This window comes from Photobacterium nomapromontoriensis (genome assembly GCF_050336815.1).
GTDB classification, from domain to species: Bacteria; Pseudomonadota; Gammaproteobacteria; order Enterobacterales; family Vibrionaceae; genus Photobacterium; species Photobacterium nomapromontoriensis.
Window position 1 is genome coordinate 33,227 of the sequence record NZ_JAKJSL010000029.1, and the last position, 18,165, is coordinate 51,391.

The following is an 18,165-nucleotide window of genomic DNA, read 5'->3' on the forward strand; positions in this document are numbered from 1 at the left end:
CTATTTTTCGCTCCGATACACCGTTGAGAAAGAACGGGTACCAAACGGACTTATTTGTAAGCCATTGAGTGATTTGTGATTAGCTTGGAAGTGTACGCCATGAGCCAATGGAACAATAGGTACTTGCTGATCAAGAATATTTTGTGCCAGTTGGTAGTAATTCAGCCGCTGGTTGAGGCGGGTCGTACGTGAAGCCAGTTCCAGCAGATTATCAAAATCCAGATTGCACCAATTGGCGACATTTAATCCTGCTGTTTTCGCATCGCATGACAACAATGGGCGTAGGAAGTTATCCGGCTCGCCGTTGTCGGCAATCCAGCCCGTTAGGATGAGATCACTGCTGTCTTTATCAATGGTATTGAACGGGCCGACCGAATCTTGTGAGATGATCTCGACCTGAATCCCCACCGCATTGAGATCCGCTTGGATAAGCTCAGCGGTTTTACGAGGGCTTGGATTGTATGGTCGAGGGTCCAATGGCACCCAAAGTGTCAGGTTAAGGTTCTTTTCGTAGCCCGCTTCTTTTAACAAAGATAGAGCGTTGGATGGGTTATAGCCTAAGGCTTGGCTGTCGTGGTTATGCGCCCATGACATCGGTGGTAAAATACTGCGCGCTTCGGTCCCCGTACCGTAATAGACTGAGTTAAGCAGGTTGTCACGATTTATCGCATGGTTGATGGCTTTACGAACCCGGAGATCTTTTAATTCAGGCTGGGTAGTATCGAATGCGAGAAAGGCGACATTCATTCCTGTTTGGGCATTCAGCTCGAATTCGTCATTGGCACTGATCACCGGCAGCTGACTTGCTACGGGTGATGATAGCACGTCACATTCTTCGCTGAGTAACTTGGCGAGCGTGCCAGTCCCCCGAGAGGCGATATCAAAGACCACTTGTTCCATGGGAGCCGCACCTTGCCAGTACTGCCCGTGTCGATGAAGGCGAATAAATTCATGGGGTTGAAATTGTTCCAGATAAAACGGTCCCGTACCAATGGGTTGCATATCAAGTTGATCTGGCCGACCTGAACGAAGTAGGGTATCGGCATATTCCTGAGAGTGGATAACCGCATAAGTCGTTGCTAAATTTGATAAAAAGGCGTTGTCTGGTCGAGAGAGATTGAATCGAACGGTATGGGGATCTACGATTTCGATATCATCAATGAGATTAGCAAACCCTTGGCTTTCAAACCATGGATAGTGACCACCGGAAATGAAGTGAAAAGGATGGCTCGGGTCAATGACTCGCTTAAAGCTAAACACCACATCTTGGGCACTGAACTGGCGTGTAGGTCTAAACCAATCAGTTGACTGAAATTCGATTCCTTCCCGTAAGGTAAAGGTATAGGTCATACCATCATCACTGATGACCCAGCTACGGGCGAGTGATGGTTGTGGCAGATGGCTGATGGGGTCCAGCAACAAAAGGCGGTCAAAGATTTGCGCGGCCAGTGTATCAGCCGTTAATCCACCATCAATCAGCTGAGGATTAAGGGTTTCTGGCGTATCTTGCCCGCAATAGACGAAGCCTCGGCTACGAACATTGCTTCCCTGCTCAGGTTCACTACAGCCAACGAGACTGGCTAAGCTAACACACGCAAGTAGAAGACGAGTATAGGCGCTCATAAGATAAGAAGTTTTTTGAAAATAAGATTGTAAATTTACCATTATCCCACTTCGCCACCAAGTCATCTCCGTAAAATACCTACAATTGCTGTGCGCATTTCGTGCAGGGTGTGTGCAGAGTAGCCAATGTGCTGGATTAAAATCAGTTTTCACCACTGCCAACCAATTGGTATTTACGCAGTAGCCCTCTTAGTTGATGGTAGCTCAAGCATAACAATTCTGCGGCTTTACGTTGGTTGAACTGTGCTTGTTCCAGCGCTAATTGGATAACTTCAACTTCCTGATCTTGCTGCCATTGGCGAAAATCGAGCGGAAGGATGGGAGGCGGTGTTGCTATTGCCGTTTTGTCTATTGCTGAAATTGAAACGGATGGGCTTGGGGTGTCATGCCAGGGGGCACGGAATGGATCGATAATGATCTCGCTGACGGGCTCATCTTCTAGGCCGTGGCGGAAAATCGATCGTTCAACGACATTTTTGAGTTCACGAACATTACCCGGCCAGTGGTATGCCATGAGTTGCTGAGTGGCCTCCGGTGTAAAGCCGGCAAAGTAGCTGTATCCCAGCTCTTGGCACATTTTAACGGCATAGTAATCGGTCAGTGGCAGGATATCATCACGTCGCTCGCGCAAGGGGGGAAGATGAATAATGTCGAACGCGAGGCGGTCAAGCAAATCGGCGCGAAATACGCCGTCAGCGGCTAATTGAGGGAGGTTTTCATTGGTGGCACAAATCAGGCGTACATTCGCCTGACAGGTTTTATTGCCGCCAACCCGTTCATATTCGCCGTATTCAATCACCCGCAATAGTTTTTCTTGTACGCCAAGTGGTGTTGTCCCTAGCTCATCGAGAAATAAGGTGCCATTTTCCGCACGTTCAAAGCGACCTTGATGCCGCCCTTTGGCCCCCGTGAACGATCCGGCTTCATGGCCGAACAGTTCGGAATCAATCACGCCTTCACTAAGTGCGGCACAGTTAAGCGACACCAGAGGCTGATCCCAACGTCGTGACAGGTAATGCATCCGTTGTGCGATCAATTCCTTACCCGTACCGCGTTCACCTACAATCAGGATTGGGCGATTGAGGGGAGCCAGACGGGATGTGTGATCCAGCACGCTGAGAAAGGCCTCGGACTCACCGATTAAATTATCTGGTTTTCGCATGGTTAATCTCGCTAACTATTGGCGTATATGGTCATACCCTATCAGGGCGCCTGGTAACTTGCAAAGCTAAACCTATGATATGTAAGAAACAAAAAGTTGGCATGCTTGTTGAATTACTATTGAGACAGAATGCAAACATTGCTCTACAACACTGGAGATAAAATTATGGGTATTTTTTCACGCTTTGCCGATATTGTTAATGCCAATGTCAACTCGTTGCTTGATAAGGCTGAAGATCCACAAAAAATGATCCGCTTGATTATTCAGGAAATGGAAGACACCTTGGTGGAAGTGCGTACTTCTTCTGCGCGCGCATTGGCGGATAAGAAAGAACTTCAGCGTCGAATTCAGGCGATTGAATCACAGAGTATAGACTGGCAGCAGAAGGCGAGTCTGGCCCTACAAAAAGGCCGTGAAGATCTTGCACGTGCGGCGTTAATTGAGAAGCAGAAGCTGAACGATGTCGCTTTGACACTGAATGAAGAATACAAACTGGTTGAAGAGTCGATTGATAAGTTGGCCGGTGAAGTGGCTGAGCTTGAACGTAAGCTGCAAGAAACGCGTGCTCGTCAACAGGCTCTGGTTATGCGTCATCAGGCCGCAGGTAACCGTCGTGATGTTCGCCGTCAGCTTGATACCGGAAAAGTGGATGAAGCGTTGTCAAAATTCGAGCAGTATGAGCGTCGCATTGACGAGATGGAAGCCGAAGCTGACAGCTATGGACTTGGCCGCGGTAAAAATCTGGAAAGTGAATTTGCTGATCTGCAAGCTCAAGACGAGATTGAAAAAGAGCTTGAGCGCATGAAAGCGAACATGAAAGGCAAAGAGTAATTCACTTGGGTGAATACCGGTTGTTATGATGACCATTGCGTTAATCAAATGAATCTGCGCGTATTAAGGAGAATGTAATGTCTATGGGGTTTATTGTTGGTCCACTTATTGTGTTTATGGTCGTGGTTGCCCCACTGTGGTTGATCCTTCACTACCGTAGCAAGAAGCATACGAATGAAGGGTTATCTGGAGAGGAGCATCAGAAGTTACAAGAGCTGGTGGCGCGCGCAGAGCAGATGCAAGAACGGATTGTGACACTGGAACGTATTCTGGATGCAGAAGCGCCACAATGGAGGCAGAAACCATGAGGGAGGCACTCTATCGTGATCCAAAAAATGGCAAACTCGGAGGCGTTTGTGCTGGCATCGCTGAATATTTTGGCTTAGAAATCTGGTTGGTGAGGATTTTAGCGGTATCAGCCTTTCTGCTTGGGGTCGGTTTTTTTGTCACCCTGATCTACATCGCCGCTTGGCTTATTCTTGATAAAATGCCGGAAGAGCGGATCATCAAACAGACGGTATTTCGCGAACATCACGTTAAGCAAAAACCGTGGCAGGCCGGTAAGCCTGCTGGGCAGATCCTCCACAGTGTTGAGGCTGAGCTGAATAATATTGAGCAGGATCTGCGTCAGATGGAAGCCTATGTGACATCATCTGCATTCAGCGTTGACCGTGAGTTTCGCAACCTCTAACGATGTTTAGGGGATACAGACAAGCAGGCTAAGGCCTGCTTTTCTTTTTTTGTGCTTAAAAAAGTTCACAAGTTGAACGGCAGATTCATCATGGGTTAATCTGTAACCTGTTATATTTTCAATCATTAATTGTTTCGGTGAAGTGATGATGTTGCTTTGCCTCTGAGCAAACTGTGCAGGATGGACTATGAGCCTATTGGGTAATGAGTTGAACAAGCTAGTGAACCGAAGTTTAGACCGGCATGTGCGTTTGGCGGTGACGGGTTTATCCCGGGCGGGTAAAACGGCCTTCATTACTTCATTGGTGAATCAACTGATGCATGTCAGTACCAACCCCCGCCTGCCATTGTTTACGGCGGTGAGGGAGGGGCACTTAATAGGCGCAAAACGTGTACCACAGCTTGATATGCATGTGCCGAAGTTTGGCTATGAAGAGGGCATGAATGCACTGCTTGCCAGTCCGCCATCGTGGCCAGAAGCCACCCGAGACGTCAGCCAGACACGTCTGGCGCTGCGTTATAAGCCGCAAAGCGGGCCGATGAAGCTACTGCAAGAGACGGCAACGCTGTATCTCGACATTGTTGACTATCCCGGCGAGTGGTTGTTGGATTTGCCATTGCTGGATCTTGACTATATCGCCTGGTCTAAACAGCAGAGCCAAGTGATTAAAGGTAAACGTAAAACGTTGGCGCAGGAATGGTTAGCCGAAGGGGAGTCATTTGACCCGTTTGCGCCAGCAGATGAAGCCTTGATCGAGCGCATCTCTGCCCGTTTTACCGAATATTTGTATAAATGCAAAGCTGAAGGTGGCTTGCACTGGGTACAGCCGGGTCGGTTTGTTTTACCCGGTGAGCTGGCTGGCGCGCCAGTGTTGCAGTTTTTCCCAATGGTGTGGCTCAGTGATGTCACTGAGCAGCAGCTTGCACAGGCGGGGGAGGATACCAACGTCGGGATGCTGAAAAGTCGCTATCGTTATTATCAGCAGCATGTGGTGAAGGCCTTCTATAAAGAGCATTTTTCGAAATTTGATCGTCAGATCATACTGGTCGACTGCTTGCAGCCGCTTAATGCCGGGCCGGAATCATTCAATGATATGCGTCAGGCGTTGGATCAATTAATGCAGAGTTTCCGTTATGGTCGAAGCTCACTGCTACGACGTTTGTTCTCGCCCCGAATTGATAAAGTACTCTTTGCCGCGACGAAAGCGGATCATGTAACGCCCGAACAACATCCTAATTTGGTTAGCCTGCTTCAGCAGTTAGTGAATGAAGCGTGGCAGACCGCATCGTTTGAAGGGATCAAAATGGACTGCATGAGCTTGTCCTCGATTCAGGCGACGCAGCTTGGTATGGTGGATTATCAGGGTAAGCAAGTACCTGCATTACGCGGTCATACTCTGGATGGTGAGGCAAAAACGGTTTTTCCGGGTGATGTGCCGCGGCGCTTACCCGGTGATGAATTCTGGCAACAATCCGGATTTGATTTTATTAACTTTCGTCCTTTAGGGCTCCAGATTGATGAGCCTCTACCACATATCCGGATGGATAAGGCGCTCGAATATCTGTTGGGAGATAAACTACGATGAGTGAGCAATACAAGGGCAAAATTGAATTTGATGACGCATCCCAGGCTCATGGTCGATCCGGTGACGAGCTGGAACTGACGTCGCAACTGCAGTTTGCTGAACAAGAAACGTTTTTACCTGAAAGCACCGATAGCCAAGCCACAGAGGCTGAGCATGAACTCACTGATGCCTTGGCAGCCAAACCTAAGCGTCGCTCGGGCTGGTTGAAAGGGCTGCTGGTGGGCGGTGCGGTGATGGTCGCTTGGCAGACGGTGGACTATGTGGTCACGGCCTATCAGAGCGGTGATTGGCTGGCACTGGGCTGGAGTGTGATTGTTGCCGGATTGGCAACTGCCGGGGTCTCGGCCTTGGGCCGTGAGTTTCTGAGCTTACGTCGGCTTAAACAACGGCAAGAGGTGCGTGAACAAGCTCAGGCATTGCTGGATGCCGACGGCATTGGTGGCGCAAAAGCGTTCTGTACCCGACTGGCACGGAAAGGGAATATTCAGGAAGAGCATGCTGGGTATGATCGTTGGCAACAGTCGCTGGCCGAGACCCATAATGATCGTGAAGTGATGCAGCTTTACGATCAAATGGTGCTGGGTTATCAAGATAAGCTTGCACGTAAACTGGTCGCGAAATACGCCAGTGAAGCGGCAGTGATGGTTGCGGTCAGTCCGCTGGCTCTTGCCGATATGTTGCTAGTGGCATGGCGTAATTTTCGTTTGATTGAGCAGGTATCGGCTGTTTATGGCATCGAGTTGGGTTATTGGTCGCGGATCCGCTTGATCAAACTCGTGTTGGCCAATATGGCAGTGGCTGGGGCGAGTGAGCTGATCGCTGACAGCGGGATGGATATGCTGTCGATGGATCTGGCGGGTCGAATGTCAACCAGGGTCGCGCAAGGGGTCGGGGTCGGTTTACTGACTGGCCGTTTGGGGTTTAAGGCCATTAATTTAATGCGACCATTGCCATGGCTACCGGATCAGCAGCCAAAATTGAGCGAAATCCGTCGGGATTTGTTAAGTCAGCTCTCCTTTAAAAAAGAGAAATAGAGTTGAGAGGAAGGCGCCAGTTTGGCGCCTTTTTTTGGTCCTTTGTTTTTGTGATTTATATTGCGCTAGCTTTGTAGAGAGCCTGCGACAGTGCTTCTCTCCTGCGACTCACAATAACGAGGAAAAGAGCTAATCTTTCATTACCACGACAGAATAGACATACAACCTATTCAGGAGTTGATAATGAAAGAACACGTAACATACATGACGAAGCAGGTACGAATCGGGGTGGTTATGGCCTCGCTGATCCTCATGCCACAGGTACAGGCCGAGCAGGATAACACCGTTCCCAAGGGCTATAATACGCCCATTCCAAGCGGCATCCTTACCCCTGACTCGGTTGAGACCAGTTTAGGGACATTGTCATTCAATGATGGGGTTCCATCAAAGCAGAGTAGCCAGAAAGTCTACGATTTTCTTGATACAGCCCGTGCGGCTGAGGTTTTCCTGCTTGCTATCCCGATGGCGTCACTGGAAGCCCTTAGGCTTGGTCATGCTAAATTAGGGATCACGCAATCGAATCAGGTTCTGCTGTTTAATAAATTAATGGATTCTAATTCGTTATTTCTGACCGGGAATACGGATACGGTTTACGCATCCGCATTTTTAGATTTGGAGCGAGATGGCCCGACCGTGATCGAAGTGCCGCCGGAAATGGGCCCAACGACCGTCAATGATGCGTATTTCCGGTTTGTGACTGATCTGGGTATTGTCGGGCCGGATAAAGGCAAGGGCGGGAAGTACCTGATTTTGCCGCCGGGCTATAAAGGTGAGATCCCTAAAGGGTATTTCGTCTCTCAATCGACGAGTTACACCAATTGGTTTATTGCGCGTGGTTTTCTAAAAGATGGTAAACCTGATGCCGCGACAGTCGCATTTAAGCAGCATCTGAAAATATACCCGTTAGCGAAGCAAGCTAACCCACCAAAAATGGCTTTTACCTCAGGCAGTGGTAAGGTTTTTAACACCATACATGCCAATGATGTCCATTTTTATGATGAGCTAAAGCCGGTGCTGGATAAAGAGCCCATTGCGTTTATAACCCCTGAATTACGCGGCATGATGGCGAGTATCGGGCTGATGAAAGGGAAGCCGTTTCAGCCTGATGAGCGCATGCTTAAGCACTTAATTGACGGGGTGGCGATTGGTAACGCGGCGGCGCGTTCGTTCTTTTTTAATCCACGGCAGAATGACATCTATCGCTATCCTGGACGGTTGTGGAAAAGAGCCTTCATTGGTGGGGATTACCGCTGGTTAATTGACGACGGTGAAGGGGGGCGTAATCTGGATGCGCGAAGCTATTTCTTTTATATCGCCACGGTGAATACGCCAGCTATGGCGCTGAAGATGGTGGGGAAAGGATCAAAGTATGCCCTTGTCGACCAGTCGAAGGATGGCCGCGCTCTGGATGGCAGTCAGCAATATAAGCTGACGTTACCTGCGAATGTACCCGCTAAAAACTTTTGGTCCATTGTGGTTTATGATCCCCAGACTCGCTCTGAGTTACAGACAAGTCAACCGTTTCCAAGTAAGAACAATACCCGCGACAAATTGTTGATGAATGCAGATGGTTCGGTGGATTTATATTTTGGCCCTAAGGCGCCTGAAGGTAAAGAAGCCAACTGGATTCAGACTGTACCGGGTAAAGGATGGTTTACTATATTGCGCCTTTACGGGCCATTGGAAGCCTGGTATGACGACAGCTGGCAGCCCGGTGATATTGAGCCCGTCGCGCAATAATGTAGTCAACATACAGGGTTACACAAAAGCACCTTTTGGGTGCTTTTTAGTTTAGGGTGGCAATGGCTTGACTCAAATTCGGGGAAGGCGCACACTTTAAGTGTCAACAATTCCTGACACTTTGGATGAGAAGAGTATGAGACTACAAGTCTTTTGTGAAGACCGAGTTGGAATGACCCGAGAGCTGTTGGATATTTTAGCCAGCCGTCAGATTGACCTGCGAGGCATTGAAATTGACCGGGTCGGGATCATTTACCTGAATTGCCCAGAAGTGGAATTTGAGCAGTTTAGTCAGTTGATGTCACAGATCCGTCAGTTGGATGGGGTGACGGATGTTCGAAAAATTCAATTTATGCCCAGTGAGCGAGAGCACAAAGAGTTGAAGGCCTTATTGGAAGCACTGCCTGATCCTTTTTTCTCGATCAACTTACAGGGAAAAATTGATCTCGCTAATGATGCGGCAGAAGGATTGCTCGGAAAGTCTCGTGGTGAGATTGTTGGTGAACATATTCATACTTTTGTCGGGTTCAATGTTCAGCAATGGCTGGAAAAAGATCATGCCAGCAAGCGGAGTGAGTTAGTCGTACTGTCTGGCCTCGATTACATGATGGAGGTGATACCCGTCTATGTCACTGATGAAAGCGAAGAGCATGTACTGGCCAGTGCAATGATTTTGCTTAAATCATTGTCTGAAGCTCAAATGCCTATCGCAATGCGCAAGTTGGATGGTGACAGTGGCTTTGAACATTTAGTCGGCCAGTCTTCCCGTTTTAAACAGCTGGTTTCGCAGGCTAAGAAGCTGTCAATGTTGGATGCACCATTATTGATTCAGGGCGAAACAGGCACGGGTAAAGAAATGCTGGCTCGTGCATGCCATCAGCGTTCTCTGCGTCGTGAGAAGCCTTTCCTCTTGGTTAACTGTATGTCTATGCCAGACAATGCGGCAGAAACAGAGCTGTTTGGTATGGCCGCAACGGTGACGGAGCCCGGCAAAAAAGGCATTTTCGAGCAGGCCGATGAGGGAACGGTATTCCTTTATGAAGTCGGCGAAATGTCGGATCATCTGCAAATTAAGTTACTGCGCTTCCTTCAGGATGGTACCTTCCGTCGGGTTGGTGAGGAACGGGAAATGAAGGTGAATGTGCGGGTGATTTGCTCGACTCAGAAAAAGTTGCCTGATTTGGTTGCCTCCAATCAGTTCAGGGAAGATTTGTATTATCGACTTAATGTGTTGTCACTGATTGTGCCGCCATTGCGTGAGCGGACTGCTGATATTGTCCCGTTGGCTGACTTGTTCCTTTCGCAATTCGCACAGGAATTGCAGCAGCCCAAACCGCAGATTTCTGATGGTGTTGCGCAGTATTTGAGTCAATATGCATGGCCTGGAAATATCAGACAGTTACGTAATGTCTTATTCCGTGCAATGACCCAGCTAGATGGGCCTGAGATGCAGGTCGATGATGTTCAGTTGCCAGAAAATGAATCAACCTCAGTGATCAGTGAGGAAATCTTAGATGGCTCGCTGGATGAAATCATGAAGCGGTATGAATCCGGCATTTTGGGTAACCTGTATCAGAGCTACCCGTCAACACGGAAATTGGCAAAACGCCTTGGGGTATCCCATACAGCGGTGGCAAATAAGCTGCGTGAATACGGTATAAACAAGCACTAGCACATTGAACTAAAACCAAATATTTAAAAGGGAGGCAATGGTTGCCTCCCTTTTTTCGTGTTAGGCTCAGAGCAGGCTAAGTTCCCCCTTCTCTAGGGCGCGAAGTTGACTGATCATCTCCTGCCCATAGCGGCAGCTATCTTGGGCATCGACTTCAGATGCGACGCGGTGACATGGAATGATAATAGGAATGGGATTGACGTTCTTCGCGGTACCGATGGCTAATATGGCACAAGGTTGATTGAGTGTTTCGGCGATTTGTTGGTAAGAATATTGGCTGTTATAGGGAATATTAACCAGAGCATGCCAGACTTGGCGCTGGAATTCAGTACCTTGTGGGGCGAGGGGAAGGGTGAACTGTTTTCGTTTACCATCGAGATATTCTGTGAGTTGAGAGATAAACGGAGCCATAAATTGTGGGTTATGCTCCCAGTGGCTGTGTGGGGTAAATCCTCCGCTGGCGATGGTAAGTTGCCGTAATCCTTGCTCATCTGCCAGTAAATAAACCTTTCCTAATACCGAATCAAGGTAGTCGTAGTACATAATTAATCACTATGCTGGTTGGTGGTGATCGAGGCATCGATAACACAATCATAGTTGATCTCTAGTGGCTAATCTTTGTCTTAGCGTATGCTTTTTCCGTTAAATATTGCTCTGAATACCACCTCTTGAGGGAACGAAGGGATAGTGTAGATTGATAGCCTATGCTAACGTTTTATGACCAATGATAGCCATAGGATGACATGCTGTTGTTTCATTCAATCATCAGTCGAGCAACAACCATTGATGTCGGCGATTTTAACGTCCGGCTTATTACCTTGAAAGATGCGACGGCAATTGCTGCTTATTATCAACGTAACCGAGATTTCTTGCAGCCATGGGAGCCACTGCGTGAGGAGGCTTTTTTTACCGAATTTGGCTGGCAGCTGCGGCTGGAGCAGTTGATGAAACTGCATAAACATAAAATGGCTTATTACTTCGTTATCCAAAAGAAGAATAGTGATGGGATTTGTGGGGTAGTCAATTACAGTAATCTTGTCCGTCACCCTTTTCATGCCTGCCATGTTGGTTATTCACTGGATCAACAATGTCAGGGCAAAGGCATGATGAGTCGAGCGCTGGAAGCAACCAACCGATGGATGTTTGAGGATCAATCGTTTCATCGTATCATCGCCGCTTATATGCCGCGTAATGCTAAGAGTGCGGCGGTATTGGCCCAGTGTGACTTTGTCATTGAAGGCGAAGCCAAGGACTATTTGTTGATCAATGGCCGGTGGGAAGATCATGTTTTGACAGCCCGAATTAATCCTGACTGGGCGCCGCCAATCAGTTAACCGTATAAAAAAGCGAGTGCCATTGGCGCTCGCTTTTTCGTTAATAATATGAGGCTAAGTCATCGTTAAATACGTTGCCATAGCTCACTATAACGGCCATTTTGCGCTAATAAATCAGCATGCTTGCCTTGCTCTATAATTTCGCCTTCATCCATCAGGCAGATTTGGTCCATCTGTTCTAGCCCCACTAAGCGGTGGGTAATGAAAAGCACCGTTTTGTGTTTAGCATGCGTCAGTAATAACGACATAATTTGCTGCTCGGTGCGGCGATCCAGTCCTTCTGTGGGTTCATCCATCAGCAGGATTGGTGCGTTATGAAGTAACGCGCGGGCTATCCCGATTCGGCGGCGTTCACCGCCAGAAATCTGGCGACCTCCCTCACCAAGCCAAGTATCCAGTGCCTGTCCTTCTAGCAAGCTATCGAGGCCAACTTGGATGAGAACCGCTTTGAACTCTTCATCAGTACCGGCAGGTTTTGCCAACAGTAGGTTTTCACGTAGTGAGCCGTTAAAGACGTCAACACGTTGACTTACCACGGTGATAGCCGATCGTAACGTTGCTTCCTGCCAGCGAGGTAGGGGCTGGTTGTCGAGTAGGATTTGGCCTTGTTGCGGATCCCAGTTACGAGTGAGCAGTTGAAGCAGGGTGGATTTACCACAGCCGGTGCGTCCCAGCAGCGCGACTTTTTCCCCTTGCTGGATAGATAAGCTAAGGTGCTTGAGCACAGGCTTATCACTGCCGCAATAGGTATAGCTGATATCTTGAATATCAACCGCACCCTGGACTGTCGCCGCGTAGCCATTCGGATCAAAGGGCGTATCAGGTGTCGCTTCAATGATCTCGTTTAAACGGCGGGCAGACGTTAAGGTCTGGCCGAGGTATTGGAACGCGCCAGCCACTGGCATCATCAGTTCAAAACTGGCCATGGTGGCAAAGGCGACCATGGCAATAAATGGATCGGGCCCCTGGCCATTGATACCATCAGCTGCTAGCCAGGTGATGAGCACCAGCGTCCAGCCTGTTGCGGCCATTAAGATGGCGTTGGCAAGACCAGTCAGGTTGGCCATTTTACGTTGGGCATTCAATAATGCTTCTTGCTCATTCAGCGCCGCACGGTAATAACGATCTTCAGCATTGAACAGTAATAGCTCGGCATGACCTTGGATCCAGTCAAGTAATTTGACTCGGTAATTGGCTTTAGCCAGTGTCAGTTGTTCACCATTGCGTTTACCTAGGCGATAGAAGATGACGGGTTGGCTCAGCATCAGCATCAGCAATATCCCGCCTAGCGTCAGACCAATGGTGAGGTCAAACCAGGCTAGAAAACCAGTGATCGCCAAAATCCCAATGATCCCAATGATCAATGGGCTGACTAAGCGCAGGTAGACGTGATCCATCGCATCAACATCAGCGATAAGACGGTTCAGCAAGTCGGCATCACGTAAATTAGCCTGACGGCCTGGGATCAATGGGATCAGTTTACGGAAGAAAAACAGGCGTAAATCAGCCAGTAGCTTGAACGTTGCGTTGTGGCTGACAACACGCTCTCCCCAGCGGCCGGCGGTTCGTGCCATCGAGAAACCGCGTACCCCTGCACCCGGTAACATATAGTTAAAGGTTTCACGGGCGATAGTTAAACCTGCCACCGCAGAGGCGGCAATAAACCAGCCGGATAAGGTTAATAAGCTCATGGCTGCAAGCAGGGTTGCTAAACCAAGTAGCATCCCAAGAGTTAGGCCAAACCAATGTTTACGATAAAGTTTTAGGTAAGGGATTAAATCACGCATCGAGATCCCTCTTATCTGAGTGAGCCAGCATATCGGCGAGAAGTCCTTGCTGGCGAATGTGTTCGAATTTACCATTCTGTACTAACTTGCCATGATCCATGACTAAGACGCGGTCCATTGCGGCAAGTTGGTCGAGACGGTGGCTGACCATCAATGTTGTTTGGCCAGTAACGGCGATTTTCAGGCTTTCTAATACCAAATGCTCACTGTTGGCATCCAGACTGGCTGTCGGTTCATCAAGTAGCCAGAAGGCACCGCCTTGCAACATGGCGCGTGCGACAGCAATGCGTTGGGCCTGTCCGACAGACAGCCCGCCAGAACGGTCACTGACCTGATGTTGGTAGCCCAGATCTAAGCGTTGAATAAATTCATCAGCATAGGCTTGCTGAGCCACTTGCCTGACGTGTTCATCGGTCGCCAGAGGATTACCCAGCGTGATATTGTCACGGACAGTACCGTGCAGCAGGAGTGGATTCTGTCCGACCCAGCTGATCGCTTGACGCCATTGACTATGATCCAAAGATTTTAGTTCAACCCCATTGATTTTCAGGCTTCCACTATAGGGTAAGAAACCCAATAGGGCGTTGAGTAAACTGGTTTTACCCGCGCCACTTGGGCCAATTAGCGCCACCTGTTCATGGGCCTGGATATCAAAGTTAAGCGGGCCAGCTAATACTTGGCCTTCAGGGCTAAGCACTTCTAAATCGGTGACTTGGATAGAAATGGTTTCTGGAGCGTCTAGGTTTTGCTGCCCATGATCCATCCCGTCGGCTTCTGCATTCAGAAACTCAACAATGGATTCAGCAGCACCAATGGCTTGAGCTTTTGCATGGTAGAAGGTCCCCAAATCGCGCAGTGGCTGATAAAACTCAGGGGCTAACACTAAGACAAACAGGCCGGTAAATAGGGTGATAGGAACACCGTAGTGACCGAAGTTAATTTCACCGATGAAGGCAAAACCAAAATAGACCGCAACGATAGCAACGGAAATGGCAGAGAAGAACTCCAGTACCGCTGATGATAAAAACGCCATCCGCAATACTTCCATGGTACGCTTGCGCAGCACTTCAGAGGCGGCATGAAGGTTTTCAGCTTCCGCATCCGCGCGGTTAAATAAGCGTAATGTGGGTAACCCTTGCAGGCGGTCATAGAAATGGCCGGAGAGGCGTTGAAGCGCTTTAAAGTTGCGGCGATTGGCGTCCGCAGCCCCTAATCCCACCAATGCCATAAAAATGGGCACTAAAGGTGCGGTAAGCAGGAAGATTAAGCCTGCTGCCCAGTTGAGCGGAAAGACCGCAAATAAGATCACCATCGGAACTAATACCGCAATCGACATTTGCGGAATATAGCGGGAGAAGAAGTCTTGCATTTCTTCCACTTGTTCCAGTACTAAGCTTGCCCATACACCAGCTGGTTTCCCTTTGATGTAGGCTGGGCCCAGTTGTTGTAAACGTTGCAGAATGAGCTGGCGAATATGCAGGCGGATCTGCTCCCCACATCGGTAGCCAAACACTTCTCGTCCCCAGCTACAGGCAGCGCGGAGACCGACAATGATAAACAGGCCGATAAAACTATTAACGAGCTGGTGTTTATCGGTATGTTCGATGATGAGTTGATGCAGGATGTTAGCAAGCAAGGCGGCTTGGCCAACCAGTAGCAACCCGGATAGAAAACCAAGGCCGACACTGAGTACGAGCCAGCGTTTGGCTAGTTTACTCTGTGATTTCAACCATTTGGTTAAATCGCGTTGTAATTGTTTATCCATATAAAATCTTGAACCGCATGTTGCAGCAGGTAGAAAGCTGAAGGCTGTAAAATGGCCACCCAAGAAGGGGGGCGGGGTAACCCCAAGTTGCCTCAATGAGCCCTAAATGCTGCACATTGAGATAACTTGGAATATTCAAATTATTATTGTTGTTCTAAAGCGTCGAGATAGCGTTCTGCATCCAGAGCGGCCATACAGCCGGTTCCTGCAGAGGTAATTGCCTGACGGTAGCTATGATCCATCACATCACCTGCGGCGAAGATACCTTCTACGCTGGTTTGAGTGGCGTTACCATCGGTGCCGGATTGCACTTTGATATAGCCGTTATGCATCTCTAGCTGGCCGTTAAAAATAGCGGTATTTGGCTGGTGGCCGATAGCAATAAAGGCACCCATGACGTCAATAGTTTCAGTGTTGTCAGATTGCGTATCTTTGATACGTACAGCAGTAACGCCCATATCATCCCCTAGAATTTCATCTAAGGTACGATCGGTATGAAGGATGATATTGCCATTTTCAACTTTATCCATCAGTCGCTTGATAAGGATCTTCTCTGAACGGAAGGTATCACGGCGGTGGATTAAGTGAACTTCAGAAGCGATATTTGACAGGTAAAGCGCTTCTTCAACCGCGGTATTACCGCCACCCACAACCGCGACTTTTTGGTTGCGATAGAAGAAACCATCACAGGTTGCACAGGCAGAAACGCCACGGCCTTTAAAGGCATCCTCTGACTCGAGACCAAGGTATTTGGCTGATGCGCCAGTTGCCAGAATTAACGCATCACAGGTGTACTCACCACTATCGCCTTTTAGGCGGAATGGGTGCTGGCTAAAGTCAGTTTCGTTAATATGGTCGTAAATGATTTCGGTATCAAAGCGTTCAGCATGCGCTTTCATGCGTTCCATCAGTGCTGGGCCAGTCAGGCCTTCAGCATCACCTGGCCAGTTCTCAACTTCCGTTGTGGTTGTCAGCTGACCACCTTGCTGCATACCTGTAATCATTACCGGATTCAGGTTGGCTCGAGCTGCATAGACTGCTGCAGTATAACCTGCAGGGCCAGAACCAAGGATGAGCAGTTTACAATGTCTTACGTTACTCATTTCTTCTCCAGGCTAACTAAAATAATATTATTCTTATGTGAAGGCTGATTGTAGGTAAATTGGGACGGTATTGAAAGAGGGATTTCTGTGTGCTGATATTCCGTAAATGTTGCCTATCCATATTTAAGCCACCTCAAGATGCTCGCTTCAGAGAGCAGCGATAAGGGGCAATGACGGTGTGGATTTGTTAGTACGTGGAGTACTCAGAGCATCCTCGGCGATAGTGATGTTCGAATTCTCTATATCATTTCATTATAAGTAATGGCTGAGGGTTATAGTGGAAAACAGTATTAATGCATGCTGATAACCATTACCGAAGCAGTCAACGCTGTAATAGCAGCGTTTTACTTTGTCATCGACATTTTTGCTGTGATTTCTCTCTCTAACACAACGATTCCTCAAGGGAATAGCATCGATTCGGATTATGCCAACTGTCATCATGTTCACCGTGGTTAATCACACCAAGTTAGCATTATTGGGAAAATGAGGCTGAGCGCATCGTGGCTATCATGATTATTTTCTAGGAATTAGGCGCGTGTATGGATGTACATTCTCCCGGTGATTTTCGTAACGGGTACTAAAATCGGGGATTTGTTTAAGGGAACGGTAATGGTGATGTCAGGGATCAAGTTACGTTGCTGTTAATTAGGCCTTTAGTTTGTTGATAATCTGGTGCAAGATGAAGAGAAATGATTAATATTTATCCATTAAAATGCATGAATCTTTCTACTGCTTGAAGCGCTTTTACTTTGACAATCATCTCTGATCTGGTAAAAACTTCATTAGCGTTAGAAATAATCACAGCGCCAGCATTTTTATCGTCAGAGTTTAGCAGCTTGATCCTTGTGATAGTTGGGGTGATAACGAAGATGTGACGGCCAATAAAGGTCTTTTACAAGCATTGCCAGCGTTCAGAACAGAAACGGCAGTATTGGTGATGGTTGATTGTATAAAGGGTATCAAATGATAATCCTGTATCTCTCTTGGCCTTTAGTATGATTGTCTATTGACAAGGATGTAAATACAGTCCTACTAGCATTATAGTTTGACTATTAGAGTATTTGATTCTAAAAATTAGAAAGTTGTAGTATATTTTTTTGCAAGGAAGTAAGAAGGTGGAATAAAAAATGGTAGATACCAAGAAAAAACCATCCAAGGAATTGGATCGTATTGACCGCAACATATTGAATGAGCTTCAAAAAGACGGTCGGATTTCAAATGTTGAGTTATCCAAGCGTGTAGGCTTATCCCCAACGCCGTGTCTTGAACGAGTGCGTCGTCTAGAGCGCCAAGGCTACATTAGTGGCTACACAGCACTTTTAAATCCGCAATATCTAGATGCATCGCTCTTGGTGTTTGTAGAAATCACGTTGAACCGTGGCGCACCAGATGTGTTTGAGCAGTTTAATAAGTCGGTTCAGGAGCTAGAAGACATTCAGGAATGTCATCTTGTTTCCGGTGATTTTGACTACCTGCTTAAAACACGTGTATCAGATATGTCGGCATACCGTAAGTTGCTGGGGGAAACTCTGCTTCGTCTACCTGGTGTAAACGATACCCGTACTTATGTGGTTATGGAAGAAGTTAAGCAGACAAATAACTTGGTTATCAAGACACGTTAAGTTTTCGTGTTGAGATAGTATAGATCAAGCGGCCTAAATGAGCCGCTTGATTTGTTTTAGGCGCGGATTTTCCCCTCATTATCTGAAAAATCACCAACTCTTTACCTTCCCTTAGCAGCATAATGGCAAAAATAGCTCGCATTTAGTATAAGATAAGGCATTACGGATCTGGTCAGCCAATTTCTTTATTTATAATAATGGGCGCTACCTTGTTTA

15 protein-coding genes are annotated in these 18,165 nt (G+C 47.8%); 9 read left to right on the forward strand and 6 right to left on the reverse strand.

What is annotated here, in order from left to right:
- Nucleotides 1-1,623, reverse strand: coding sequence for an ABC transporter substrate-binding protein SapA (sapA, locus tag L4D12_RS12390; protein ID WP_428448157.1), 1,623 nt, complete (start codon nt 1,621-1,623; stop codon nt 1-3).
- Nucleotides 1,624-1,765: 142 nt separating this feature from the next.
- Nucleotides 1,766-2,785, reverse strand: coding sequence for a phage shock protein operon transcriptional activator (gene pspF / locus L4D12_RS12395; RefSeq protein ID WP_428448158.1), 1,020 nt, complete (start codon nt 2,783-2,785; stop codon nt 1,766-1,768).
- Between the two features lie 165 nt (nt 2,786-2,950).
- Here pspF and pspA point away from each other — a divergent pair, with 165 nt between their 5' ends.
- The 7 genes from pspA to tyrR all read left to right on the forward strand — a co-directional run bounded on the left by pspA (nt 2,951) and on the right by tyrR (nt 10,338).
- The gene (pspA, locus tag L4D12_RS12400; protein ID WP_428448159.1) at nt 2,951-3,616 is read left to right on the forward strand and encodes a phage shock protein PspA; all 666 of its coding nucleotides are present in this window, start codon (nt 2,951-2,953) and stop codon (nt 3,614-3,616) included.
- A 77-nt stretch (nt 3,617-3,693) separates the two neighbouring features.
- Nucleotides 3,694-3,924 carry an envelope stress response membrane protein PspB gene (gene pspB, locus L4D12_RS12405; protein WP_428448160.1) on the forward strand — a complete coding sequence of 77 codons (231 nt, stop codon included), beginning with the start codon at nt 3,694-3,696 and terminating at the stop codon, nt 3,922-3,924.
- Nucleotides 3,921-4,307: an envelope stress response membrane protein PspC gene (pspC, locus tag L4D12_RS12410; protein ID WP_428448161.1), complete on the forward strand. Its 387-nt coding sequence runs from the start codon at nt 3,921-3,923 to the stop codon at nt 4,305-4,307. The genes pspB and pspC overlap by 4 nt, the downstream gene beginning before the upstream one ends.
- Nucleotides 4,308-4,494: 187 nt before the next feature.
- Entirely contained in the window at nt 4,495-5,892 is a 1,398-nt protein-coding gene (locus L4D12_RS12415; RefSeq protein WP_428448162.1) for a YcjX family GTP-binding protein, read from the forward strand.
- On the forward strand, nt 5,889-6,926 hold the full coding sequence (locus L4D12_RS12420; RefSeq protein WP_428448163.1) for a YcjF family protein: 1,038 nt from the start codon (nt 5,889-5,891) through the stop codon (nt 6,924-6,926). Before L4D12_RS12415 ends, L4D12_RS12420 begins: the two co-directional genes overlap by 4 nt.
- Before the next feature lie 252 nt (nt 6,927-7,178).
- The gene (locus tag L4D12_RS12425) at nt 7,179-8,666 is read left to right on the forward strand and encodes a DUF1254 domain-containing protein (RefSeq protein ID WP_428448228.1); all 1,488 of its coding nucleotides are present in this window, start codon (nt 7,179-7,181) and stop codon (nt 8,664-8,666) included.
- A 136-nt stretch (nt 8,667-8,802) separates the two neighbouring features.
- Nucleotides 8,803-10,338, forward strand: coding sequence for a transcriptional regulator TyrR (gene tyrR, locus L4D12_RS12430; RefSeq protein ID WP_428448164.1), 1,536 nt, complete (start codon nt 8,803-8,805; stop codon nt 10,336-10,338).
- A gap of 66 nt (nt 10,339-10,404) precedes the next feature.
- On the opposite strand, the gene L4D12_RS12435 is transcribed toward tyrR, so the two are convergent.
- Nucleotides 10,405-10,881 (reverse strand): methylated-DNA--[protein]-cysteine S-methyltransferase, encoded by a 477-nt coding sequence (locus L4D12_RS12435; RefSeq protein WP_428448165.1) that lies wholly within the window; start codon nt 10,879-10,881, stop codon nt 10,405-10,407.
- Between the two features lie 200 nt (nt 10,882-11,081).
- On the opposite strand from L4D12_RS12435, the gene rimJ reads away from it, so the two are divergent.
- Nucleotides 11,082-11,672, forward strand: a complete 591-nt coding sequence (gene rimJ, locus L4D12_RS12440; RefSeq protein ID WP_428448166.1) for a ribosomal protein S5-alanine N-acetyltransferase — start codon at nt 11,082-11,084, stop codon at nt 11,670-11,672.
- 65 nt (nt 11,673-11,737) lie between these two features.
- On the opposite strand, the gene cydC is transcribed toward rimJ, so the two are convergent.
- The 3 genes from cydC to trxB form a co-directional block, all read right to left on the reverse strand.
- A complete protein-coding gene (gene cydC / locus L4D12_RS12445) occupies nt 11,738-13,459 on the reverse strand; it encodes a heme ABC transporter ATP-binding protein/permease CydC (protein ID WP_428448167.1) in 1,722 nt (573 codons plus the stop codon).
- Nucleotides 13,452-15,224: a heme ABC transporter permease/ATP-binding protein CydD gene (gene cydD / locus L4D12_RS12450; RefSeq protein WP_428448168.1), complete on the reverse strand. Its 1,773-nt coding sequence runs from the start codon at nt 15,222-15,224 to the stop codon at nt 13,452-13,454. Before cydD ends, cydC begins: the two co-directional genes overlap by 8 nt.
- A 143-nt stretch (nt 15,225-15,367) precedes the next feature.
- Complete coding sequence (gene trxB / locus L4D12_RS12455) at nt 15,368-16,327, reverse strand: thioredoxin-disulfide reductase (protein ID WP_428448169.1); 960 nt, start codon at nt 16,325-16,327, stop codon at nt 15,368-15,370.
- A 1,127-nt stretch (nt 16,328-17,454) separates the two neighbouring features.
- Between trxB and lrp the strand changes: the two genes are divergently transcribed.
- Nucleotides 17,455-17,949, forward strand: a complete 495-nt coding sequence (gene lrp / locus L4D12_RS12460) for a leucine-responsive transcriptional regulator Lrp (protein WP_036832575.1) — start codon at nt 17,455-17,457, stop codon at nt 17,947-17,949.
- Nucleotides 17,950-18,165: the final 216 nt, after the last annotated feature.